Here is a 22,293-nt window from a genome sequence, read left to right on the forward strand (position 1 = left end):
GCGCGCGTCGCTTACCCGGGCTACCTCGGCGGTGGATGATTGCCGGCGGCGAGTGTCGTCGGTCATACGCGAAATGAACACCACCGGAGGTACCCTAGGGCCTGCCCCCCCCATTGGGACAGGCCACGCCGCGCCTGAGTGCGCGCGGGGCAAGGAGGAACGAGAGAATTTATGTCGATAGATGACCGAGTGAGGACGCCGAACCGCGTGCACTCAGGCGCGGCCCTTCGGGTTGCCGTGTCCGGCCGCCATGCGGCCGCGCGCGGCTTGAACAGGCGGCCAGCCTGTCGCTGCGCCGCACACGACCACATGACGGCCGGACACGGCAACGTGGCCTGTCCCAATGGGGGGGCAGGCCCTACCCATGAAACTCTGGTCCATCACCGGCAACAGCCAGAAGCTCGACGGCGGCGCGATGTTCGGCAACGCGCCGCGGGCGCTGTGGGAACGCTGGACGACACCCGACGACCACAACCGCATCGACCTGGCCTGCCGCGCGCTGCTGGCGACGCCCCTGGCCGGCAAGACAGTGTTGTTCGAGGCAGGCATCGGCGCCTTCTTCGAACCGAAGTTGCGCGAGCGCTACGGCGTGGTCGAGGAGCGCCACGTGCTGCTCGACTCGCTGGCTGCAGCCGGCTTCAAGCCCGAAGACATCGATGTGATCGTGCTCTCGCACCTGCATTTCGATCATGCCGGTGGCGTGCTCGAGGCGTGGCGGGAGGGCGAGCCGCCGAAGCTGGCGTTCCCGAACGCGTCCTATGTCGTCGGCCGCGAGCATTGGCAGCGCGCCCTGCAGCCGCATCCGCGCGACCGCGCCAGTTTCATTCCCGAACTGCCCGGCCTGCTGGAAGCCACCGGCCGGCTGGAACTGGTCGATGGCTCGCATTGCCGGACACTGGGCAGCGGTGTCCGCTTCCACTACAGCGACGGCCATACGCCGGGCCTGATGCTGGCCGAAATTGTGGGGCCGGAAACGATTGATGGCGAACCCCACGGCGGGGTGGTGTTCTGCGCCGACCTTATCCCGGGTCGCCCCTGGGTGCACGTGCCGATCACGATGGGCTACGACCGCAATGCCGAATTGTTGATCGACGAGAAGAAGACGTTCCTCGGCGACAAGCTGGCCCGCAACGTGCACCTGTTCTTTACCCATGACCCCGGCTGCGCGCTCGCGCAGGTGGTGCGCGACGAGAAGGGCCGCTACTCCACCGCCCATGAAGTCGCCGAACTGCAGGCGCGGATGCTGGGGTCATGAACAAGGCGGTCTGCGCCATCGTGGCCGCACTGCTGTCGCTCGCGTCCGCGACCGACGCTGCGGCCTACTGGCAGGAGGCTGCCGCTACGCAAGCAAGCGTGGAAGATGGACAGGCGGGCCCGGTCGTCGAACCGGTGGGGGCGCTCGATGGCGGCGGCCTGCTGGTCGATCGCGACTTCGGCGTGCAGACCTCCGCGGCCGGCCTCGACCGGCTGGTGGAGATGTACCAGTGGCGGATCAGGGACGGCGAATACGAGCGGGTCTGGAATGCCGCGCGGATCGATTCGACCGGCTTCGATGGTGAGCGCCGGAATCCGCCGTTCCAGCTCGAAAGCCGACGCTGGTGGAGCGAGCAGGCTACCCTCGACGGCCATCCCGTGGATCCGCAAGTGCTCCAGGTGCTGGGCGAATGGCGTGTGTTCCGCCCGAACTTCACCCGCTTGCCGCTGAACATGGCCGCGGCCTTCCAGCCCGAAGGCGATGGCCTGGGCAGTGCCGAGAATCCCCTGCAGCCGCAGATCGGCGACCTGCGCATACGCTGGCGCGAACTCATACTGCCGCCACTGCGGGGCAAGGTGGCGCTGCGCGATGGTGTGTGGCACCTGCGGCCGTCTGTCATGCCGGGAATCGAGCGTGGCGGAACCGATGACGAGGCCCTGGCAAGCGCTGCCGGCGATGGTCAGGGCGATGTGTCGCCGCTGTCCTGGTGGTGGCTTGCGGTCCCGCTGCTGTTGATCGTGTTGCTGCTCAAACGTCGCAAGACAAGAAGGAAATCCTGATGCCCGTTGTCTCCTTGCCTGCCGTCACTCTGTTTTTCGCGGCCCTGTTGGCATTGTTGAATCTGGTGTTGATGGTCCGGGTCAGCATGGTCCGGCGTAGCAGCAAGATCGGTATCGGCAGTGGTGACGACCGGCTGCTGCAGCGACGCATCCGCGTGCATGCCAATTTCATCGAGCAGGTGCCGCTGGCGTTGCTGCTCATGGCGTTGCTCGAACTGTGCGGGCTGGCGTCGATCTGGCTATGGGCGCTGGGTGCGGCCCTGCTGGCGGGCCGGATCCTGCATGCGATCGGCCTGTCGTCGAGTGCGGGTTATTCGTTTGGCCGCTTTGCCGGTTCGTTGCTGAGCTGGGGCGTGCTGCTGGCTGGTGCGATTGCCGGGGTCGTCATCGCCTGGCCTGCGTAGGCGCGCCCGAAGGCACGCCTGCATGGATGCGGGCTTTACCGGGTGCCGAAGATCTTGTCGCCGGCATCGCCCAGTCCCGGCAGGATGTAGCCGACTTCGTTGAGGCGTTCGTCGATCGCGGCCGTGTAGACCTCGACGTCGGGGTGGCGCGACTCCAGCGCCTGCAGCCCCTCCGGCGCGGCGACCAGGAACAGTCCCTTGATCCGTTTGCAGCCGGCGGCCTTGAGCATGTCGACGGTGGCGATGAGGGTGCCGCCGGTGGCCAGCATCGGGTCGAGGATCAGCGCGGTGCGCTCGTCCATGCGGCCGGTCAGTTTCTCGTAGTAGCCGACCGGTTGCAGTGTTTCCTCGTCGCGCTGCAGGCCGACCACGCCGACCTTGGCCGCCGGGATCAGTTCCAGCACGCCCGGCAGCATGCCCAAGCCGGCACGCAGGATCGGGACCAGGGTGATCTTGGCGCCCTTGATCCGGCGCGTGGCGACGGTGCCGGCCCAGCCTTCGACCGTGGCTTGCTCGGTTTCGAGGTCGGCGGTGGCTTCGTAGGTGAGCAGGGTGGCGACCTCGGAAGCGAGCTCGCGGAAGCTCTTGGTGCTGTTGTCGGCACGGCGCATCAGGCCGAGCTTGTGCTGTACCAGCGGGTGGCGGACTTCGACGATCTTCATGTGGGCGTGGTTCCAGGCTCGATGCGGGGAGTCTGCATCATGGTGCTGTTGGTGTCGAAGTCGATGGATGAAAGGGTTCTTCTCCCAAGTGAAAGAACGTCTGCGAGGAAGCCGGTGGCCCTGCCTTTGCGGGACACGCGTGAATCCATCCATGGAGCTCTTCCGCGACATCCATGTCGCGGACGGTCCCGCAAAGGCAGGGCCACCGGCTTCTGGAGAGTGGGTCGGCGATTCTTTCCGAATCGTCAATACCGGAAAATGGGAGAAAAAAGGGTTCTTCGCCCCCGGCGTTCCGACACGACTGATGGCCCTGGAAGCGCACTCCCGGGGAGGGTCGGCTTGGCGTTCTATTGTGGCCGCGCGATCCGACGTGGCCTGCCGGCCTTGACGGCGAAATCAAGGAGGAGGCCGCCGCCACGGGCGGCGGCCGGGGGACATTCGCCGTCAAGGCCGGCAGGTCGCGTCGGGACAGCCAGGTAGCGGCGAGAACCGGCGATCGAGAGCAAGCGGCAGCGCCCACGCCTTCGCTGAAGGCGAGCTTCCCTTCACCAAGAAGCAAAAAAAGAAGCCGACGCGAGGTCGGCTTCTTCAACTGCAGTGGCTGGGTCGATCAGTATTCGTAGCGCACGCCCGCCAGCCATGAACGGCCGAATCCTTCCATCTCCAGCACGCGGCTGCGCACGCCCTGGAAACGGACCTGGCGGGTGTCGTTGATGTTGTTGACCTCGCCGAACAGGCGCAAGTTCGGGGTCACCGCATAGTTCACGGTGAAGTCCAGGCTGGCGCGGTCGCCCCAGTAGATGTTCAACTCGGGGGCGTCGATGTTGAACTCCTGGATGAACTTCGAGCGGTAGTTGTAGGCAAGCCGCGCGTTCAGACCGTACTTGTCGTAGGTCAGGGCCACGTTGTAGTTGGTGCGCGAGGTGCCCGGCAGTTCGGTGCTGCCGCCGTCGAACGGCAGCTCGGCCCTGGACTTGGCGTAGGTGTAGTTGCTGTAGACGCCAAGGCCATCGAACGGCGAAGGCAGGAAGTCGAAGGTCTGCTGCCAGGCCAGCTCCAGGCCGTGCACGCGGCCCTTGTCGCCGTTCTCCGGGCGGGTCACCCGGCGTGTGCGACCGTCGCCGATGTCCTCGTCGTGGCTGGCCACGAACAGCGGCCTGTCGATGTGCTTGTAGAACACGGCGGCCGAGAGCAGGCCCAGGGGCCGGATGTAACGCTCCCAGGAGACGTCCAGATTGTGCGCATAGGCCGCCTTGACTGTCGGGTTGCCTTCGTTGACCGGTGAGGTCTCCAGTTCGCCGATGGTGCGGTACGGTGCGGTGCGGTGGAAGTCCGGGCGGTTGATGCCGGTGGAGTACGAGGCGCGCAGGATGCTGTCGGGATCGATCTCGTAGCGGAAGTGCAGGCTGGGCAACCACTGGTTGTAGTTGCGGCTGGAGCTCGTCGGCATCACCTCATCGGTGTCTTCGTTGTATTGCACCGCATGGCCTTCGGTGTGGGTGCGCTCGTAGCGCAGGCCGGTGACCATGGTCAGCCTGTCCCACTGCGCATCGAGCCTGACATAGGTACCGTAGATGTCTTCATTGGCGGTGTAGTCGCCGGTGATCGAATCCGCGAACAGGTGGTTGTGGTTGTCGCTGGCCTGTAGCGGGGTGGCGTACTTGTCGAAGATGTCGCGGCAGAACCTGCGGCCAGCGAGGAAGTAGCCGAAGTTGTTGGAGACGCTGTCGCACAGCATGTCGGACATGGTGATGCCAAGCGCGGCGAAATCGTCGGCAGAGCCATTGCGGTAGCGCTCGTCGTCGAAGGACTTGTCGCGCAGGCGTGCGCGCAGGCCGAATTTGATGCTGCCGGTGTCGCCGATGAAGCCCTGCATGCGTTCGGCATCGACGCGGAGACCGAGTTCCTTTTCCTCACCGTATTCATAACGGTCGTTGAGACGACGGAAGCCGAACCATTCTTCCGGCAGGTTGACGCCGGTCGCGGGGGCGTCGCTCTGGCCGAGAATCGTCCAGGTCGGGAAATCGTGATTGGTGTAGTCATACTCCATATCCGGCCGCACGCTGGAGCGGAAGATGTACTGCATGCGCGGGCTGGTTTCCTTGGTCGCCTTGCTGTGCGAGGCCTGCCAGTCGATCTTCCAGTCATCGCCGGCAAAGTGCTCGCCGCCGAGGTTGAAGGTGCGGATGGTCTTGTCGTAGGTGCGCTCGCGCAGTTCCTTGTCGAAGGTGGCGCGGACGGTGCCGGTGGTCTGGTTGGACTCGTCGCTGTGGCGGTCCATATCGATGATCAGGTTGTCGCGGAACTCGTGATCCTTGAAGCGCGAGTCGTTGGCGACGAAATAGATCAGGTTGCCCGGGTCGATGCGGAAGTCCAGGCGGCCGGTGATGCCGGTGCGGGTCCGGGTGCCTTCGTAGTCCTTGATTTCCACCGTCTCCGGCAGGATGCGGCCATCGTCTTCCTGGACATATACGGTTTCGACGTTGTCAGTGAAGCGACCCTGCCGGCTGTGCGAGGCCGAGAGCAGCACGCCGATGTTGCCATCAGCGCCGAAGCGGTTGCCGATGGCGCCGCTGTAGCGCTCGTTGTCGCCGTCGCCCAGCTCGTAGCGCCCCATGCCGGCCGAGGCGCGCAGGATCATGCCGTCGCGATCGAGTGCGCTCTGGGTGCGGATGTTGATGTTGCCGGCGATGGCATCGCCGTCCATGTCTGGGGTCAGCGCCTTGGTGACTTCGAGTGCGGCGATCACGTCGGAAGGAATGGTGTCCAGCTCGACGCCGCGGCTGGCCTGGTCGGGATTGGCCAGCGGTACGCCGTCGATGGAGACGGTGGTGAATTCCTTGGGTGCGCCACGCACGGTCACATAGCGACCCTCGCCCTGGTCGCGCTCGATCGATACGCCCGGCATGCGCTGGGTCGATTCGGCGATGTTGTTGTCCGGGAACTGGCCCAGCAGGTCGGCCGAGACGACGTTGACGTAGTTGGTCGACATGCGCTGCTGGTTGAGCGCCATCGCCTGGGCATCGCGCGTGGCTCGCACCTGGATGCGGTCCAGGTCGGTCGCGTCGGCGGCGCTCACCGTGCTGATCATGTCGAGTTCGACGTGCAGGCCACGGTTGCTGCCGACTTCGATCTGCAGCTCCTGGGGGTGGTAGCCGATGTAGTCGACGCGGAGCCGGTACTGCCCCGGCACCAGACCGCTGATGCGAAAGCCGCCATCGCGCTGGGTCGCGACCTGGGTGCCGTTGAGGGTGACGCGTGCGCCATCCAGGTACACGCCGCGCACGGCTTCCTTGATCCGGCCGGTGACGGTGCCGGCGGTGCCTTCCTCGGCAATCCGCGGTTGATAGGACTGGGCCTGTGCAGACAGGTTGAAGGAAAGCGCCAACGCGGAAGCGACCGCGGTCGCGATCAGGGAGTGTTTGAAGTTCATGCTTGGACCCGTGGGATGGACAGGAAAACGACGTCCGGCACATCCCTGCGCGACGCGTTCAAAGTGCGTGAGAATCCTGGGTCGGAAATGTTTCCGTAGCATTAAGGTTGTCGCATCGTCCCGGCGCTCCATCGACTTTGTCGCGCGTGTCACGGCGATGAAACAGGACCTCGATATACAACCGGGTTTGCATGTTCCATCCGTTGGGAGTTGCCGTATGCACCTGAAGCTGTTGTCCGCCCGGTCCGGCATTGCCGTCGTTCTCACTCTTGCGGTATCCGGTCTGCTGACAGTGCAGATTCCAGTGCAGGCCGAGGCGCGCATGCCGCAGGCGCGCACCCTCGAACCGAACACGCTGGTTCCGAAGGGCGTGATGCGTTACGCGCCCAGCGGTTTCCCCGAGCGCGTCGTGGCCTCGCCGGCGCAGGATGCTTCCCGTGGTTTCGCCGTTGCTTGGCGCACCGATGTCACGGTGGGAGCGCCGGTGCTGGAATGGGTCGTGGCCGGCGATTCACCGGACATGGGCATCCCGAACAGTGTCGTTGCCGCCACTCACGCGCTGGAGACCGAGAACGGCACCGCCCATCACCACCGTGTCGATGTCGGAGGCCTGCAGCCGGACACCCTGTACGCCTACCGCGTGCAGGGCGACCGTACCTGGAGTCCGTGGTACCAGGTGCGTACCGCCGCGGAAGCCGGCGAGGCGTTCGAGATGCTGTATTTCGGAGACACGCAGAACAAGAACGCCAGCCTGACCACGCGCGTCATGCGCGAGGCCGCGCGCCATGCCCCGCACGCGCGCCTGGCGTTGTACGCCGGTGACCTCGTGAGCGGCGGCGATGGCGAGGACGACAACGAATGGGGTGAGTGGTTCGATGCCACCGACGTGATCTCGCCGTCCATCCTGACTGCGCCCGCGCCGGGCAACCACGAATACTTCGAGGAATATGAGGACACACCGCAGGAACGCCGCGTACTCGGCAAACACTGGCCGGTGCAGTTCGCGTTGCCAGCCAACGGCGCGCCGGGCGTGGAACTCACCACCTACTGGTTCGACTTCCAGGGCGTACGGGTGGCGGTCATCGACGGTACCTCGGCGCTGGACCTGGGCACCGCGCAGGCACAGGCGCGATGGCTGGAAGGCGTGCTGGCCTCCAACCCGAATCGCTGGAGCATGGTGGTCACCCACCAGCCGTTCTACTCGCCGCGCGAAGGCCGCGACAACGTCCTGCTGCGCGAGCACCTGCTGCCGGTGATCGGAAAGCACAAGGTCGACCTGGTATTGCAGGGCCATGACCACACCTACGGCCGGCGCGGTCCCGACGACGGCGCCGGCACACCGGTGTTCACCGTATCGGTCGTCGGCGCCAAGCAGTACCGCCTCTCCGACGAGGCCAGGGCGACGATGAAACCGGTCGGCGAGGACACCCAGCTGTTCCAGGTCATCCGTGTCGATGGCGGGCGCCTGCGCTACGAAGCCCGCACCGCCACCGGGCGCCTGTACGACGCCTTCGAGCTGATCGATGAAGGAAAGGGTGGCAAGCGCCGGATCGAGATCGAGCCCGGTCGCATCGACGAACGCTTCTGCGCCCGCGAGCAGACCCTCAAGGGCCGCAAAGACCGTTGCTGGGAGTGATGGGCGTGAACGGTTGCCGCTATGGGTGGTGTGTCGTGGTCCTCGGGCTTATGTGGTCGTCGTCGATGGCCGTCGTGGCAGCGTCCGAGCCTGTTCGCCATCCTTTGCATGCCGCACAACCGGCGGCCGCACCGGACGAGATGCTTCTGGCCGTGGAGATCCCGGCTGGCAGCTCGATCAAGTATGAGATCGGCGGGGACGGACTGATCCGCGTCGATCGATTCCTGTCGATGCCGATGGCCTATCCGGCCAACTACGGTTCCATTCCACGGACACTGGGTGGCGACGGTGATCCGCTCGATGCGCTGGTGCTGACCCGCGTCCCGCTGCATCCGGGCACGTTGATCGCGTTCAGGCCCATCGGCTATCTGAAGATGCTCGACGGAGGCGAGCGAGACGAGAAGATCATAGGCGTGCCGACGGAACGGATCGACCCTTCGTATGCCGACATCCGCGATCTGTCGGACCTGCCGGAGATCGAGCGCCGGCGCATCGAAGCGTTCTTCCGCGTCTACAAGGACCTCGCGCAGGGCGGGAACCTGGTGCAGCTGGAAGGGTTCGCGAACGCGTTGGAAGCCCGGAGCCTGATCGAACGCTCATTGCAGAGTTTTTCGCGCGCTGCGGTCGACTGAAGCCGTCCGCGGCAACGGGAACGGATCAGTCCGGTTCCGTATTCGGTGGCAACTGCAGCCCGCGAGCGGCGGCGCGCCGTTTCCAGCGCTGGCGCGCCAGGTGCCGCATGTCGGTAACGCGATCCATCTCATCGACGATTTCGTTGCCGAGCAGGGTTTCGACCACGTCCTCCAGGGTCACCAACCCCTGGGTATCGCCGTACTCGCCAACCACCAGGGCGATCTGCTGGCGCCGATCGAGCAGGAACTCCAGCAGATTGGACAGTGGCATGCTGTCGGGTACCGATGGCAACTCGCGGCTCAGGGTGTGCAGCGCTCTGCCACCTTCATCGTTGGCCTCCGCCTGCAGCATTTCGTCCTTGAGCACGAACCCGGTGATGCCGTCCATGTCGGCGGCGTAGATCGGGATTCTGGAGAACGGATCCGCAGACGTGGTTTCCAGTGCCTCCGAGATGCTCATGTCGCGCTGCAGCGCCACCATCACCGGGCGCGGCGTCATCACGTCGCGCGCCCGCAGCGTGGACATGCGGAACAGATTGCGCAGGATGCGCGATTCGCGCGGGTCGATCTGGCCCGATTCCTCGCCGACGCCGGCCATGGCGATGAACTCGTCGCGGCTGAACACGTGGGTCTGCTTGCCGCCCGAGACGAGGCGGGTCAACAGCTCCGAAACCCGGATCAGCGGGTACAGGATCACGATCAGTCCGCGGACGAAGAAAGCAGTCGGCGCCGCCAGCTGCCGCCAGTGCACCGCACCCAGGGTCTTCGGGATGATCTCGGACAGGAACAGGATCAGCAGCGTGGCGATAGCCGAGAACACGCCCACCCACGCACTGCCGAAGACCACGGTCGCCTTGGCTCCGGAGCCGACCGCGCCGGCGGTATGGGCGATGGTGTTGAGGGTGAGGATGGCGGCCAGCGACTGGTCGACGTTGTCCTGGCGCAGGCGCTGCATCGCAAGCCCGAGTTTGGGACGTTTTGCCTTCAGGTCGACGATGTAGGAAGGGGTGATGCTGAGCAGTACCGCCTCGGCGACCGAGCACAGGAACGAGAGCGCGATCGCACTGCCCAGATAAGCAACGAGGAGGAGAACGTCGGTGCCGTCGTAGGTCGTCGCTGCCGCACCTGTTTCGGCTGAGGCGGCAACCGACAGCGGTATCGCCAGCAGGGCGAGTGAGGTCAATCCCGCGGTACGGGCAGAAGGGGCGGTATTCATGATTCCAACGGATCGTTCAAGACTTCCACAATAACCGTTCGCGGGCCTCTCGTTCGAAGCCGCCTCGCCGAGTATCCATGATGGTTGCCATCCGGGCTCCGGGAGCCCGTGCTGTCCGCATGGGATAAGGTGCACAAAAAAAAGGGTGGCATCGCTGCCACCCTTTTCTTCCGTGGACTGGATTGGTGTTTCAGGCTGCGTCGGCCTGCTTCTGGCGCGGACCTTCCTTCAACGCCCGCCCGACCATGGCGACCAGCATGTCGATCTCGTCGCTGCTGATGTTGAAGGTGGGGGTGAAGCGCAACGAGTTGGCACCGCCGTGGATCACGCCGATGCCGTGTTCGCGCAGCCATTCCTCGGTCGAGCCGGCGCCGTAGCACTTGTACTCCGGCGACAGCTCGCAGGAGAACAGCAGGCCGGTGCCCTGGACCTTGGTGATCGCACCGTCCATCGCGGTCTTGAGCTTCTCCAGCTTCTCGATGGCCTCGGCGCCGCGCGCACGGATGTTCTCGCGCAGTTCCGGCGTGACCTGCGACAGCACCGTGCTGGCGACGTCGAGCGCGCGCGGGTTGCTGGTCATGGTGTTGCCGTACAGGCCTTTCCTGTAGATGCCGGCGGCGCGCTCGTTGACCGCCAGCACCGACAGCGGGTACTGGCCGGCATTGAGCGCCTTCGAGTAGGTCTCCATGTCCGGTGCCTCGGCCTGCTCGAAACCGGGGTAATCGATGATCGACAGCACGCCGTTGGCGCGCAGCCCGGCCTGGATCGAGTCGACCAGCAGCAGCGAGCCATGGGCCTTTGTCAGTTCGCGCGCGGCGTTGTAGAAGTCGACCGGCACGCTGCGGCCGGGATCGCCCTCACCCATCACCGGCTCCAGGAACATCGCCTCGATGAACCAGCCATGCTTGTCGGCCTCGGCGAAAACCTGCTTCAGCGTCTCGGTGTCGTACGGCGGCACCGCGATCACCGACTCTTCGCCGCGGTAGCTGGCGAGGTACTGCGCGTAGGTCTTGCGGGTCGAGTCCGAATACAGCGCCGGGCGGTCGGTGCGGCCGTGGAAGCTGCCCTTGACGACGACGCGCTTGATCGTGCGGCCGGCGTGGCGGGCGTCGGCGTCGGTCATCGCCTTGGCGTTGGCATCGACGATGCGGGCGGCGAGGGTGACCGACTCCGAACCCGAGTTCAGGCACAGGAACTTGCTGTACGGGCACTCGCGGCCGAGGCCGATCGCGTCGCGCAGCAGGCGCTCGAAGCGCAACTGCGACAGGTTCGGGGTCATGATGTTGGCCATTGCCTGCGGCTTGGCCATCGCCTCGATTATCGCCTTTGGCGCATGGCCGAAGCCGAGCATGCCGTAGCCGCCGGAGTCGTGCAGCACCGCGCCCTTCAGGGTCACGATCCATGGCCCGCGCGCGGCCAGCGCCACATACGGATTGACTGCGTCGTCCTGGTAGAAGTTGACGTAGCCGGCTTGCACCGCGTGGATCTGCGCGTCCTCGTCGAGGTCGAGCAGTTCGGCGAACTCCTCGCTGATGCGGGCGTATTCGGCCGCGGCGGCCTCGATCGCCTCCGCCAGCTCCGGATGCCCGGCAGCGAAGCGCTCGATCGTGGCGTCGTCCAGCCCCACGGTGCGGCGCACGCCGGCACGGGCGCGCAGAGGGACGAGGGTGTCGGTCACGGCCATGGAAATCCTCCAGATCAAATCGTTATCGATCCATTATCGGGATTAATTCGTCGATAGACAGTGTTGATTTGATCGAAATATCGTTACATTTCGTCGAATCGACGAATCATCCCATCGAGACGATGAAAATCACACCTGCCGACCAGCAATTGCTGTCCGTCCTTCGCGAGAACGCCCGCGCCTCCGCCGCCGAGATCGCGCGGCGGCTGAAACTGTCGCGGACCACGGTGCAGAGCCGGATCGAGCGGCTGGAACGCCAGGGCGTGATCAGCGGCTACACCGTCCGCGTCCACGACCAGGCCGAGCGCGGCCATATCCGTGCCCACATCATGATCACGGTGCTGCCCAAGCAGATGTCGTCCGTCGTCGAGGCCCTGCACGCGATGCCCGAAGTGCGTGTTCTGCATTCGGTCAGCGGCCCGTTCGATCTGGTCGCGCTGGGCATGGTGCCGACGGTGGCCGAGATGGACGAGCTGACCGACCGCATCGGCGCCATCGACGGGGTCGAGCGCACCACTTCGTCGATCATCCTGTCGGCGAAGTTCGAAAGGTAGGGGCGGGCTTCAGGCTCCTGGTGCCTGGCTGCCGACGTCGGCCTTTACAATGCCCGGTCCCCCGTCGTCGCCTGCCTCGCCCTTGAAGAAGTCCGACTTCCACTACGACCTGCCGCCCGAGCTGATCGCGCAGGCGCCGTTGGCCGAGCGCTCGGCAAGCCGGCTGCTTGTCGTGCCGCCATCCCCGGGAGCCTTCGACGATCGCATGTTCCGCGAGCTGCCCGGGCTGCTGCAGCCGGGCGATCTGCTGGTGTTCAACGACACCCGGGTGATTCCGGCGCGACTGTTCGGCCACAAGAGCACCGGTGGCCGGGTCGAAATCCTGATCGAACGACTGCTGGGCGGGGCCGAGGCGCGCGCGCAACTGGGCGTAAGCAAATCGCCGAAGCCGGGCGCGGTGATCGCGCTCGATTCCGGTGGCGAGGCCGAGGTGCTCGGTCGCGACGGCGAGTTCTACCACCTGCGCTTCCACCTCTCCGAGCCGCTGGAAAGCTGGCTGCTCAAGGCCGGCAAGCTGCCGCTGCCGCCGTATATCGAGCGCGAGCCCGGAGCGGATGACAGCGAACGCTACCAGACCGTGTTCGCCCGCCAGGCCGGCGCGGTCGCGGCGCCCACCGCGGGCCTGCATTTCGACGAGGCATTGTTGGCGGCGCTGAAGCTGCGCGGCGTGCAATCCGGCCACGTCACCCTGCACGTCGGCGCCGGCACCTTCCAGCCGGTGCGGGTCGAGCAACTCGACCAGCACGTGATGCACAGCGAATGGCTCAACGTCGGCGCCGAGCTGGTCGAACGGGTCCGACGCACCCGCGCCAATGGCGGCCGGGTGATCGGCGTCGGCACCACCGTGGTGCGCGCGCTGGAGTCGGCGATGCGCGACGACGGCACCGGCCGGCGCGAGCTGCGGCCATTCGCCGGGGAGACCCGGTTGTTCATTCTGCCGGGCTACCGGATCGGCTCGGTGGACGCGATGATCACCAACTTCCATCTCCCGGAAAGCACGTTGTTGATGATGATCTCCGCCTTTGCAGGCAAGGGCCGGGTGTTCGAGGCCTATGCCCACGCAATCCGCGAGCGCTACCGCTTTTTCAGCTATGGGGACGCGATGCTGCTGTTTCCGGGCACCTGACATCCGACTTCGATAAAGTGTGTCTGCTCAAGCCGGTCCAGCACCATCGCCAGAGCTTCCCCTTTGTCACATTCCGAGGAGTTCTCCCGATGAAGACTCGATTCGCTCTTGCCGCGCGTTGTCTGCGCGGCATCATCATGCCCCTGGCGGTCGTCGCCGCGGTCGCAGCCTGCGGCCAGCAATCGCAGCAGCCTGCAGAAAGCGGTGTCGACGACGCCGGCAACGTCACCCTTTACACCACCCGCGAGCCGGGACTGATCCAGCCGCTGCTGGATGCCTTCAGCGAGGAAACCGGCATCCGCGTCGACACCGTGTTCGTCCGCGACGGATTGAATGAACGCCTGCGTGCCGAAGGCGAACGTTCGCCGGCCGACGTGGTGATGACGGTGGACACCGGCAACCTGCTCGACCTGGTCGAGGCCGGCCACGCCCAGCCGTTGCAATCCGGGGTGCTGGAGGCGGCGATCCCGGCCCACCTGCGCGATCCGGAAGGGCGCTGGTTCGCCCTGTCGCTGCGCGACCGGGTCCTGTATGCGGAAAAGGACCTCGAGCTGGACGGCTTCGCCTACGAGGACCTGGCCGATCCGCAGTGGAAAGGCAAGGTCTGCATCCGTTCCGGTCAGCATCCCTACAACATCAGCCTGATCGCGGCGATGATCGCCCGCCACGGCGAGGCCGCCACCGAGCAGTGGCTGCGCGGGGTCAAGGCCAATCTGGCCCGCAAGGCCGCCGGCGGCGACCGGGAAGTGGCGCGGGACATCCTCGGCGGCATCTGCGACATCGGCATCGCCAATGCCTATTACGTCGGCCGGATGAAGAACAGCGAGGAAGGTTCCGAGCAGCGCCAGTGGGGCGATGCGATCAAGGTCGTGCGGCCGGTGTTCTCCGGAGCCGAGGACGGTGGCACCCACGTCAACATCAGTGGCGCGATCCTGGCCCGTCATGCGCCCAATCGCGACAACGCGGTGACCTTGCTCGAGTACCTGGTTTCGGACGCGGCGCAGAGCCTGTATGCGAAGGCCAACTACGAGTACCCGGTCAAGGCCGGGGTCGAGCTGGACCCGGTGGTGGCGAGCTTCGGTGAATTGAAGGTCGATCCGCTGCCGCTGGCCGAGATCGCGGCCAACCGCAAGCTGGCCAGCGAACTGGTCGACCGGGTCGGCTTTGATCAGTGAACCTGACCAGTGAGCCCGGCCAGTGAGGTCGGCGCAGGCATGAGCGTGGCGGCCGTCGGCGGCGAACGCGGCTGGAGCATTGCCGCCGTCGCGCTCGCCTTGCTGGCACTGGCGCCGCTGCTGGCACTGGCGCTCACCGCGCTGCAGGGCAGCAGCGGCCTGTGGTCGCACATCGCCGTGCATGTGCTGCCGCGGGCCAGCCTCAACACGGTGTTGCTGCTGGCCGGGGTCGGGGCGATGGTGATCGCGCTCGGCACCGGCGGCGCCTGGCTGGTGACCGCCTACGATTTTCCCGGTCGTGGAATGTTGTCTTGGGCGCTGCTGCTGCCTCTGGCGATGCCGACCTACATCGTCGCCTACGCCTACCTCGACCTGCTGCATCCGCTGGGTCCGTTACAGAGCGGGTTGCGCGCGCTGCTTGGCATCGACAGCCCGCGCGACTTCCGCCTGCCCGACATCCGTTCGCTGATCGGCTGCATCCTGCTGTTGGGGCTGGTGCTGTATCCCTATGTCTACTTGACCGCACGGGCGATGTTCGCGACCCAGGCCGGCAGCCTGCTGGAAGCGGCGCGCACGCTCGGGGCGGGGAGGGTGGCGCAGTTCTTCCGGGTCGCCTTGCCGATGGCGCGGCCGGCGATCGCGGTGGGCGTGGCGCTGGCGTTGCTGGAAACCCTCAACGACATCGGCGCATCCGAGTTCCTCGGCGTGCAGACCCTGACCGTGTCGGTCTATACCACCTGGGTCAGCCGCAGCGACCTGCCGGGCGCTGCGCAGATCGCACTGGTGATGCTGGCGCTGGTGCTGGCCCTGATCGTGCTGGAACGATATGGCAGACGTCGCCAGCGCTATGCCGCCGGACAGCGGCCAAGGCCGATGCAGCCGCAGCGTCTGGGCGGTGCGGCAGCGTTTCTGGCGCTGGTGTTGGGGTTGCTGCCGGTGCTGGCCGGGTTCCTGCTGCCGGCCATGCACCTGCTGTGGGCAGGCATCGAGCGCATGCAACTTGCCGATGGCATATCGACGCAGTTGATAGACAGTGCCTGGAATACCCTGCGCATCGCGGCCATCGCCACCGTGGTGACCATGCTGGCCGGCCTGGCGCTGGCGTGGGCATTGCGACTGGCGCAGGCGCGGCGGCGGCCGAAGCTGGCGGCGGTCTGCCTGCGCACCGCCAGCCTCGGTTATGCGGTGCCCGGTACCGTGCTCGCGATCGGGCTGCTGGTGCCGCTGGCCTGGTTCGACATCGGCGCTGGCTGGCTGCTGCAGCCGTTCGGCATCGAGCCGCGGATGTTGCTGATGGGGTCGGTATCGGCGCTGGTGATCGCCTACATGCTGCGCTTCCTCGCGATCTCCGCCGGCAGCGCCGACGCCGGGCTGGCACGGATCCCGCCGTCGCTGGACCAGGCCGCACGCAGCCTCGGCGAACGCTCGGGTGGCGCGCTGTGGCGTGTCCACCTGCCGCTGTTGCGGCCCTCGCTGGCCGCGGCGGCGCTGCTGGTGTTCGTCGATGCGATGAAGGAGCTGCCGGCCACGTTGATGCTGCGCCCGGTCAATTTCGACACCCTCGCCACCTGGCTGTACGCCGATGCGGCCCGCGGAGCGTATGAGGATGGCGCGCTTGCGGCATTGCTGATCGTGCTGGCGGGGCTGCTGCCGGTGATATTGCTGGCGCGCGGGTTCCGTCCCGAAGGAGGGCGTTTGTGAGTCAGTTGGAGCTGGACCGCATCCGGGTTGCCTATCCCACGCCCGGTGGCCTGCTCGGGGTCATCGATGGCCTGTCGCTGCAGTTGCGGCGCGGCGAGATCGGTTGCCTGCTCGGCCGCTCCGGCTGTGGCAAGACCACGGTGTTGCGTGCGATCGCCGGTTTCGAACCGGTACGCGCGGGCCGCATCGTGCTCGACGGTACCGTGCTGGCGAGCACCGATGCCGTACTGCCGCCGGAGCGGCGCCGGGTCGGGATGATGTTCCAGGACTATGCGCTGTTCCCGCATCTGGACGTGGCCGCCAATGTCGCCTTCGGCCTGCGCCGGTCGCCGCGTGACCGCCGCCAGACCCGGGTCGGCGAGCTGCTGGAACTGGTCGGCCTGACCGACAAGGCCCGCGCCTGGCCGCACGAACTGTCCGGCGGCCAGCAGCAGCGGGTGGCGCTGGCGCGCGCGCTGGCGCCGGAACCGGCACTGCTGCTGCTCGACGAACCGTTCTCCAACCTCGACATCCACACCCGCGAGCACCTGGCCGGCGAACTGCGCGGACTGCTCAGGGCGGCCGGCACCACTGCGCTGCTGGTCACCCACGACCAGGCCGAGGCGTTCGCGATGGCCGACCACGTCGGCGTCATGCATCAGGGCCGGATCCTGCAATGGGCCGATGCAGCGACCCTGTACCGCAAGCCGGCCGACCGCTTCGTGGCCGGTTTCATTGGCCGTGGCGGGCTGGTCCCGGCCGCCGCGCTGGGGCTGGAGGGGGAGGGCGAGGTGCTGCTGCGCCCCGAGCATCTGCGCTTCGCCCCGGACGGCCCGATCAGTGCGCGTCTGCTGGAGCGGACCTTCCGCGGCCCGGGCAGCGTCTGCCTGTTGGAGCTGGCTGGCGGTGGGCATTGCGAGGCCGACCTGCCGCTTGGCGTGGTGGCGGCAGCGGGTGATGAGTTGCGGTTCCAGTTGCTGGACGAGGAGTTGCCGAGGTTCTGAGGGCAGGGCGCGGCCGGATGCGCGACAATGGCCGTCTCGATTGGCGCCATGCTCCAGCCGCGCTCCGTATTCCGTCATCCCGGCGAAAGCCGGGATCCATTTTTTGTCTCCCGGTGCAAGACGGCACCCGGATCAGGATCAACATGGATCCCGGCTTTCGCCGGGTTGACGAAACCAGGGCGTTTGCCGGGATGGCAAGCAAAGACAGGCTTCCATGTCCAGATTGAACTTCAAACTCCTCGGCAACGACGGCGCCGCCCGCCGCGGTCGCCTGACCTTCCCGCGCGGCACCATCGAAACCCCGGCGTTCATGCCGGTCGGTACCTACGGCACGGTCAAGGGCGTGCTGCCACACCAGCTGCGCGAGATGGGCGCCGAGATCATTCTCGGCAACACCTTCCACCTGTTCCTGCGCCCGGGGCTGGAAGTGATCGAGGCGCATGGCGGCCTGCACGGCTTCGCCCGCTGGGACGGACCGATCCTCACCGACTCCGGCGGTTTCCAGGTGTTTTCGCTGGCGCACAAACGCAAGATCACCGAGGCCGGCGTCCACTTCGCTGCGCCGACCGACGGTCGCAAGGTGTTTCTTGGGCCGGAGGAGAGCATGCACATCCAGAAGGTGCTCGATTCCGACATCGTGATGATCTTCGACGAGTGCCCGCCGGTGCAGGTCGATGGCAAACCGGTCGATGCGCGCGTGATCGAGCGTTCGATGGAACTGTCGCTGCGCTGGGCCGAGCGTTCGAAGAAGGCTCATGAGGGCAACGACGCGGCACTGTTCGGCATCGTCCAGGGCGGCGTCCACCACGGGCTGCGCACGCGCTCGGCCGAGGGGTTGAAGGAGATCGGCTTCGACGGTTACGCGATCGGCGGCCTTGCGGTCGGCGAGACCGAGGAGCAGCGCAACGCCATGCTCGACCACACCTGCCCGCAGCTGCCGCAGGACCGGCCACGCTATCTGATGGGAGTGGGGCGGCCGGAGGACCTGGTCGAGGCGGTCGCACGCGGGGTCGACATGTTCGATTGCGTGATGCCGACCCGCAACGCCCGCAATGGCCACTTCTTCGTTTCCACCGGCACCATCCGCATCCGCAACGCCAAGTACGAGCACGACCTGCGCCCGATCGAGGAGGGCTGCGACTGCTACACCTGTTCCAACGGCTTCAGCCGCGCCTACCTGCGCCACCTGGACCGCTGCAACGAGATGCTGGGCCCGATCCTGGGCACCCTGCACAACCTGCGCCACTACCAGCGGTTGATGGCGCAGATGCGTGCGGCGATCGAGGCGGGAACCTTTGAGGCCTTTCGGGAGTCTTTCCATGCCGCAAGGCAGAAGGACTGACCCGGGCTGTTTCCTAGGGAAGCCGGTGGCCATGGCGCCGCGTGGCACGCGTGAACCCGTCCATGGGGCTCTTCCGCGGCATCCATGCCGCGGACGGCCACACAACGCCATGGCCACCGGCTTCTGGAGAGTTGGCCGGCGATCGCAGAAGGAATCCGTCGCCCCCATCCGAAGCCCGGAAAAGACGGAAAAGCCTGCCACCCCACCCGTGGCATAATGCCCAGCTGTTTGCCGACCCAGAGACGACCACATGAACCTGCTCGACCTCCTGATTTCCCCCGCGCACGCCCAGGTTGCCGCGGCCCCGGCCGGCGGCATGGGCATGTCGCTGCTGTTCCCGATCGCGCTGATCGCGATCATGTACTTCCTGATGATCCGCCCGCAGATGAAGCGGCAGAAGGAGCATCGCGCCATGCTCGAGAAGCTCGGCAAGGGCGACGAGGTGATCACCAACGGCGGCATCGCCGGCACCGTCACCGACATCGGCGAGAGCTTCGTCACCGTGCAGATTGCCGACAACGTCAAGGTCCGGGTGCAGAAGGGCGCAATCGCCAACGTCCTGCCCAAGGGCACCTTGAAGGCGGCCTGAGCCGTCTCCACCCCTCTGTCTAGTCTTGGTGGCCCGACGGCCGCCGCGGGATCCGTTCGATGCTGACTTACGCTCGCTGGAAGTACGTCCTCCTCCTGGTCATCGTGTTGCTCAGTGCCCTGTACGCACTGCCCAACGTGTTCCCCCAGGATCCCTCGGTGCAGATCAGCGCCAGCCGTGGCGCGGTGGTCGATGAGGCGCTCAAGGCACGTGTCGAGGCCAGCCTGCGGCAGGCCGGCGTGACCGCCAAGTCGGTCGAGCTCGCCGGCGACAACCTGCTCGTGCGGCTGCCGGATCCCGATCTGCAGGTCAAGGCGTCCGATGTGCTGACCCCGGAACTGGGCAGCGACTATATCGTCGCGTTGAACCTGGCCCAGACCGTGCCCGGGTGGCTGGCCGAGCTCGGCGGCAAGCCGATGCTGCTGGGTCTGGACCTGCAGGGCGGCGTGCACTTCACCATGCAGGTGGACCAGCAGGCCGCGGTCGACAAGCGGATGGAGGCCACTGCCGAGGACGTCCGAATGTTGCTGCGCGAGAAGCGCATCGGCTACGACTCGGTCGAGCGCCGCGGCAGAACCGGTGTTGTCGCCACCCTCGGCGACGCCGCCGCGGCCGAGAAGGCGCGCGAGGAAATCCTGCGCAGCGACCCGTCCCTGCAGACCAGCATCGCGGGCAACACCGTTTCCGTGCAGATGGGCGATGCCGAGCTCAGGCAGCTGATGCTCGACGCCATCGAACAGAACGTCGGCACCCTGCGCAACCGCGTCAACGCGCTCGGCGTGGCCGAGCCGATCATCCAGCGCCAGGGCGACGACCGCATCGTCGTGCAGCTGCCGGGCGTGCAGGACACCGCCCAGGCCAAGCGCGTGCTGGGCGCCACCGCGACCCTGGAATGGCGGGCGGTGGTCGAGGGCAATGCCTATGAAGCCCGCGACAGCGGCATCGTCCCGCCCGAGGCCCTGCTCTACTCGCGCAAGGAGCTCGGTGTCGATGGCAAGCCGGTGCCGATACTGCTCAGCAAGCGGGTGATCGCATCGGGTGAGCAGATGGTCCATGCCTCTGCCGGCAACGATCCGCAGTCGGGCACCCCGGCGGTCAGCGTGCGCCTGAACGGTGCCGGTGGCCAGCGCATGTTCGAGTTCACCAGCGAGAACGTCGGCAAGCCGATGGCGGTGGTCTACATCGAACGCGTGCCCGAAGTCCGCATCGTCGACGGAGAGGAAGTCCGCAGCACCCGCATCAACCAGGAGGTGATCTCGGTCGCCACCATCCGCGGCGTGTTCGGCAAGGAATTCCAGACCACCGGCCTGGAAAGCCGCAAGGAAGCCGCCAGCCTGGCTCTGTTGCTGCGCTCGGGCTCGCTGGCCGCGCCGATGGACTTCATCGAGGAGCGCATCGTCGGTCCCAGCCTGGGCCGCGAGAACGTCGAACGCGGCATGACCGCGATCAAGTACTCCTTCATGTTCATCCTTGCGTTCTTCCTCGTCTACTACCGCGTGTTCGGCGTGATCACCTGTGTCGCGCTGTTGCTGAACCTGCTGATGGTGGTGGCGATCATGTCGCTGTTCAATGCCACCATGACCTTGCCGGGCATGGCCGCCATCGCGCTGACGGTCGGCTTCTCGGTCGATGCCAACGTGCTGATCAACGAACGAATACGTGAGGAGTTGCGCGCCGGGGTACCGGCCAAGGCGGCGATCGCGGGCGGCTACGACAAGGCGCTGAGCACGATCGCCGACGCCAACATCACCTCGATCCTTGCCGGCGTGGCCCTGTTTGCGTTCGGTACCGGCCCGGTCAAGGGCTTTGCGATCGCGCTGATCGTCGGCATCTCCACCTCCATGTACTCCGCGGTCTCGGCTTCGCGCGGCATCGCCACGCTGATCTATGGCGGCCGCCGCAAGCTCAAGTCCCTCGCCATCTGACCGGGAACCGTAGACGATGAAACCTTTCAATCTGTTCCCGTACGGCAGCAACATCGACTTCATGCGCCTGCGCACGGTGTCGGTCCTTGTGGCCGCGTTGCTGATGGCGGTCTCGATCGGCGCGATCGCGTTCAAGGGCTTCAACTTCGCCCTCGACTTCACGGGCGGCGCGGTTACCGAGATCCGCTTCGAGCAGCCGGTCAATGTCGATGACGTGCGTGCGCGCCTGCGCGATGCCGGCTACGGCAACGCCCAGGTGCAGACCTTCGGCTCCGGCAACGACCTGCTGGTCCGGGTCCAGCCGCAGACCGAAGGCGAGGTCGAGGGTGGCGCCGACCAGAACACCGCGCGCGAGGTGCAGCAGGCGCTGGCAATCCCGGGCAACCCCGGTACCGTGCTCAAGAGCGATTACGTCGGCCCGCAGATCGGCAAGGAGATCGCCGTCAACGGCATCTGGGCGCTGATCTTCGTGGTCGTCGGCTTCATGATCTACATCTCGTTTCGGTTCGAGAAGAAGTTCGCCGTCGCCGCGACCCTGACCACCATGCATGACGTGGTGCTGGTGGCCGGCTGGTTCGCGCTGACCGGGCGCGAGTTCGACCTGACGGTGCTGGCCGGCATCCTGTCGGTGATGGGCTTCTCGATCAACGACACCATCGTCGTGTTCGATCGCATCCGCGAGAACTTCCGCTCGATGCGCACCGGTTCGCTGAGCGTGATCAACGCGGCGATCAACCAGACCCTGTCGCGTACGGTCATCACTTCGTTCGTGTCGTTCCTGAGCATGCTCGCGCTGTACCTGTATGGCGGCGGCTCGCTGAAGGGCCTGGCCGAGGCGATGCTGATCGGCGTGGTGGTCGCCACGTTGTCGTCGATCTTCGTGGCGGCGCCGTTGTTGACCTTTGGTCCGTTGAAGGTCACCAAGCAGGACCTGATGCCGAAGGCGCGCGATGAGGAAGCACTGGCGCGGCGGCCGTAAGCGAGCTTTGCCGATCCAGCAAAAAGGCCGCGCATTGCTGCGCGGCCTTTTTTTGTGATCTGTAGGGTGACCGTGGCGCCGGGGGCGAAGGCCCTTGGGTGCGAATGTCCCCCGGCACCGGCCAGGGCCGGCGCCTCCTCCTTGATTTCGCACCCAAGGGCCTTCGCCCCCGGCGTTCGGACATGACCGGTGGTTCCAGAAGCGCACTCCCAGGAGGA

The 22,293-nt window shown here is 66.2% G+C and carries 18 protein-coding genes; 14 read left to right on the forward strand and 4 right to left on the reverse strand.

Going from position 1 to position 22,293, the window contains the following annotated elements; all coding sequences use genetic code 11:
- Positions 1–364 precede the first annotated feature (364 nt).
- Genes FKV23_RS04685 through FKV23_RS04695 form a run of 3 tightly spaced genes read left to right on the forward strand, consistent with a single transcriptional unit; the run spans position 365 to position 2,438 of the window.
- Entirely contained in the window at positions 365–1,255 is an 891-nt protein-coding gene (locus FKV23_RS04685; RefSeq protein WP_141622806.1) for an MBL fold metallo-hydrolase, read from the forward strand.
- Complete coding sequence (locus tag FKV23_RS04690) at positions 1,252–2,034, forward strand: TMEM43 family protein (RefSeq protein ID WP_141622807.1); 783 nt, start codon at positions 1,252–1,254, stop codon at positions 2,032–2,034. The genes FKV23_RS04685 and FKV23_RS04690 overlap by 4 nt, the downstream gene beginning before the upstream one ends.
- Positions 2,034–2,438, forward strand: coding sequence for an MAPEG family protein (locus tag FKV23_RS04695; protein WP_141622808.1), 405 nt, complete (start codon positions 2,034–2,036; stop codon positions 2,436–2,438). The genes FKV23_RS04690 and FKV23_RS04695 overlap by 1 nt, the downstream gene beginning before the upstream one ends.
- Positions 2,439–2,473: 35 nt before the next feature.
- On the opposite strand, the gene upp is transcribed toward FKV23_RS04695, so the two are convergent.
- Together upp and FKV23_RS04705 are read right to left on the reverse strand one after the other, a co-directional pair.
- Complete coding sequence (gene upp, locus FKV23_RS04700) at positions 2,474–3,100, reverse strand: uracil phosphoribosyltransferase (RefSeq protein WP_141622809.1); 627 nt, start codon at positions 3,098–3,100, stop codon at positions 2,474–2,476.
- 610 nt (positions 3,101–3,710) lie between these two features.
- Positions 3,711–6,533, reverse strand: coding sequence for a TonB-dependent receptor (locus tag FKV23_RS04705; RefSeq protein ID WP_167284969.1), 2,823 nt, complete (start codon positions 6,531–6,533; stop codon positions 3,711–3,713).
- Positions 6,534–6,750: 217 nt separating this feature from the next.
- On the opposite strand from FKV23_RS04705, the gene FKV23_RS04710 reads away from it, so the two are divergent.
- Together FKV23_RS04710 and FKV23_RS04715 are read left to right on the forward strand one after the other, a co-directional pair.
- Positions 6,751–8,169, forward strand: a complete 1,419-nt coding sequence (locus FKV23_RS04710; protein WP_167284972.1) for a fibronectin type III domain-containing protein — start codon at positions 6,751–6,753, stop codon at positions 8,167–8,169.
- Between the two features lie 50 nt (positions 8,170–8,219).
- A complete protein-coding gene (locus tag FKV23_RS04715) occupies positions 8,220–8,801 on the forward strand; it encodes an inorganic diphosphatase (RefSeq protein WP_141625050.1) in 582 nt (193 codons plus the stop codon).
- 25 nt (positions 8,802–8,826) lie between these two features.
- On the opposite strand, the gene FKV23_RS04720 is transcribed toward FKV23_RS04715, so the two are convergent.
- Together FKV23_RS04720 and FKV23_RS04725 are read right to left on the reverse strand one after the other, a co-directional pair.
- Positions 8,827–10,017 carry a hemolysin family protein gene (locus FKV23_RS04720; RefSeq protein WP_141622811.1) on the reverse strand — a complete coding sequence of 397 codons (1,191 nt, stop codon included), beginning with the start codon at positions 10,015–10,017 and terminating at the stop codon, positions 8,827–8,829.
- A 190-nt stretch (positions 10,018–10,207) separates the two neighbouring features.
- A complete protein-coding gene (locus FKV23_RS04725; protein ID WP_141622812.1) occupies positions 10,208–11,701 on the reverse strand; it encodes an aminotransferase class III-fold pyridoxal phosphate-dependent enzyme in 1,494 nt (497 codons plus the stop codon).
- Positions 11,702–11,823: 122 nt separating this feature from the next.
- Here FKV23_RS04725 and FKV23_RS04730 point away from each other — a divergent pair, with 122 nt between their 5' ends.
- The 9 genes from FKV23_RS04730 to secF all read left to right on the forward strand — a co-directional run bounded on the left by FKV23_RS04730 (position 11,824) and on the right by secF (position 22,075).
- Positions 11,824–12,255 carry an Lrp/AsnC family transcriptional regulator gene (locus FKV23_RS04730; RefSeq protein WP_141622813.1) on the forward strand — a complete coding sequence of 144 codons (432 nt, stop codon included), beginning with the start codon at positions 11,824–11,826 and terminating at the stop codon, positions 12,253–12,255.
- 82 nt (positions 12,256–12,337) lie between these two features.
- A complete protein-coding gene (gene queA, locus FKV23_RS04735) occupies positions 12,338–13,381 on the forward strand; it encodes a tRNA preQ1(34) S-adenosylmethionine ribosyltransferase-isomerase QueA (RefSeq protein ID WP_141622814.1) in 1,044 nt (347 codons plus the stop codon).
- Positions 13,382–13,470: 89 nt separating this feature from the next.
- Entirely contained in the window at positions 13,471–14,556 is a 1,086-nt protein-coding gene (locus FKV23_RS04740) for a Fe(3+) ABC transporter substrate-binding protein (RefSeq protein ID WP_208543240.1), read from the forward strand.
- Between the two features lie 9 nt (positions 14,557–14,565).
- Positions 14,566–16,257, forward strand: a complete 1,692-nt coding sequence (locus FKV23_RS04745) for an ABC transporter permease (protein WP_208543241.1) — start codon at positions 14,566–14,568, stop codon at positions 16,255–16,257.
- Entirely contained in the window at positions 16,254–17,240 is a 987-nt protein-coding gene (locus FKV23_RS04750) for an ABC transporter ATP-binding protein (RefSeq protein ID WP_141622815.1), read from the forward strand. The genes FKV23_RS04745 and FKV23_RS04750 overlap by 4 nt, the downstream gene beginning before the upstream one ends.
- Positions 17,241–17,454: 214 nt before the next feature.
- Positions 17,455–18,582 carry a tRNA guanosine(34) transglycosylase Tgt gene (gene tgt / locus FKV23_RS04755; RefSeq protein ID WP_141622816.1) on the forward strand — a complete coding sequence of 376 codons (1,128 nt, stop codon included), beginning with the start codon at positions 17,455–17,457 and terminating at the stop codon, positions 18,580–18,582.
- A 250-nt stretch (positions 18,583–18,832) separates the two neighbouring features.
- Positions 18,833–19,171, forward strand: coding sequence for a preprotein translocase subunit YajC (gene yajC / locus FKV23_RS04760; RefSeq protein ID WP_141622817.1), 339 nt, complete (start codon positions 18,833–18,835; stop codon positions 19,169–19,171).
- Positions 19,172–19,230: 59 nt separating this feature from the next.
- Positions 19,231–21,096: a protein translocase subunit SecD gene (gene secD / locus FKV23_RS04765; RefSeq protein WP_141622818.1), complete on the forward strand. Its 1,866-nt coding sequence runs from the start codon at positions 19,231–19,233 to the stop codon at positions 21,094–21,096.
- Positions 21,097–21,112: 16 nt separating this feature from the next.
- The gene (gene secF / locus FKV23_RS04770; protein ID WP_141622819.1) at positions 21,113–22,075 is read left to right on the forward strand and encodes a protein translocase subunit SecF; all 963 of its coding nucleotides are present in this window, start codon (positions 21,113–21,115) and stop codon (positions 22,073–22,075) included.
- Positions 22,076–22,293 lie beyond the last annotated feature (218 nt).

Source organism: Lysobacter alkalisoli (assembly GCF_006547045.1).
GTDB classification, from domain to species: domain Bacteria; phylum Pseudomonadota; class Gammaproteobacteria; order Xanthomonadales; family Xanthomonadaceae; genus Marilutibacter; species Marilutibacter alkalisoli.

What these genes read in the sequence shown, in the direction of transcription:
- FKV23_RS04685 (WP_141622806.1), top strand. Translation starts at nt 365, where the DNA reads ATGAAACTCTGGTCCATCACCGGCAACAGCCAGAAGCTCGACGGCGGC.
- FKV23_RS04690 (WP_141622807.1), top strand. Translation starts at nt 1,252, where the DNA reads ATGAACAAGGCGGTCTGCGCCATCGTGGCCGCACTGCTGTCGCTCGCG.
- FKV23_RS04695 (WP_141622808.1), top strand. Translation starts at nt 2,034, where the DNA reads ATGCCCGTTGTCTCCTTGCCTGCCGTCACTCTGTTTTTCGCGGCCCTG.
- upp (WP_141622809.1), bottom strand. Translation starts at nt 3,100, where the DNA reads ATGAAGATCGTCGAAGTCCGCCACCCGCTGGTACAGCACAAGCTCGGC.
- FKV23_RS04705 (WP_167284969.1), bottom strand. Translation starts at nt 6,533, where the DNA reads ATGAACTTCAAACACTCCCTGATCGCGACCGCGGTCGCTTCCGCGTTG.
- FKV23_RS04710 (WP_167284972.1), top strand. Translation starts at nt 6,751, where the DNA reads ATGCACCTGAAGCTGTTGTCCGCCCGGTCCGGCATTGCCGTCGTTCTC.
- FKV23_RS04715 (WP_141625050.1), top strand. Translation starts at nt 8,220, where the DNA reads ATGTGGTCGTCGTCGATGGCCGTCGTGGCAGCGTCCGAGCCTGTTCGC.
- FKV23_RS04720 (WP_141622811.1), bottom strand. Translation starts at nt 10,017, where the DNA reads ATGAATACCGCCCCTTCTGCCCGTACCGCGGGATTGACCTCACTCGCC.
- FKV23_RS04725 (WP_141622812.1), bottom strand. Translation starts at nt 11,701, where the DNA reads ATGGCCGTGACCGACACCCTCGTCCCTCTGCGCGCCCGTGCCGGCGTG.
- FKV23_RS04730 (WP_141622813.1), top strand. Translation starts at nt 11,824, where the DNA reads ATGAAAATCACACCTGCCGACCAGCAATTGCTGTCCGTCCTTCGCGAG.
- FKV23_RS04740 (WP_208543240.1), top strand. Translation starts at nt 13,471, where the DNA reads ATGAAGACTCGATTCGCTCTTGCCGCGCGTTGTCTGCGCGGCATCATC.
- tgt (WP_141622816.1), top strand. Translation starts at nt 17,455, where the DNA reads ATGTCCAGATTGAACTTCAAACTCCTCGGCAACGACGGCGCCGCCCGC.
- yajC (WP_141622817.1), top strand. Translation starts at nt 18,833, where the DNA reads ATGAACCTGCTCGACCTCCTGATTTCCCCCGCGCACGCCCAGGTTGCC.
- secD (WP_141622818.1), top strand. Translation starts at nt 19,231, where the DNA reads ATGCTGACTTACGCTCGCTGGAAGTACGTCCTCCTCCTGGTCATCGTG.
- secF (WP_141622819.1), top strand. Translation starts at nt 21,113, where the DNA reads ATGAAACCTTTCAATCTGTTCCCGTACGGCAGCAACATCGACTTCATG.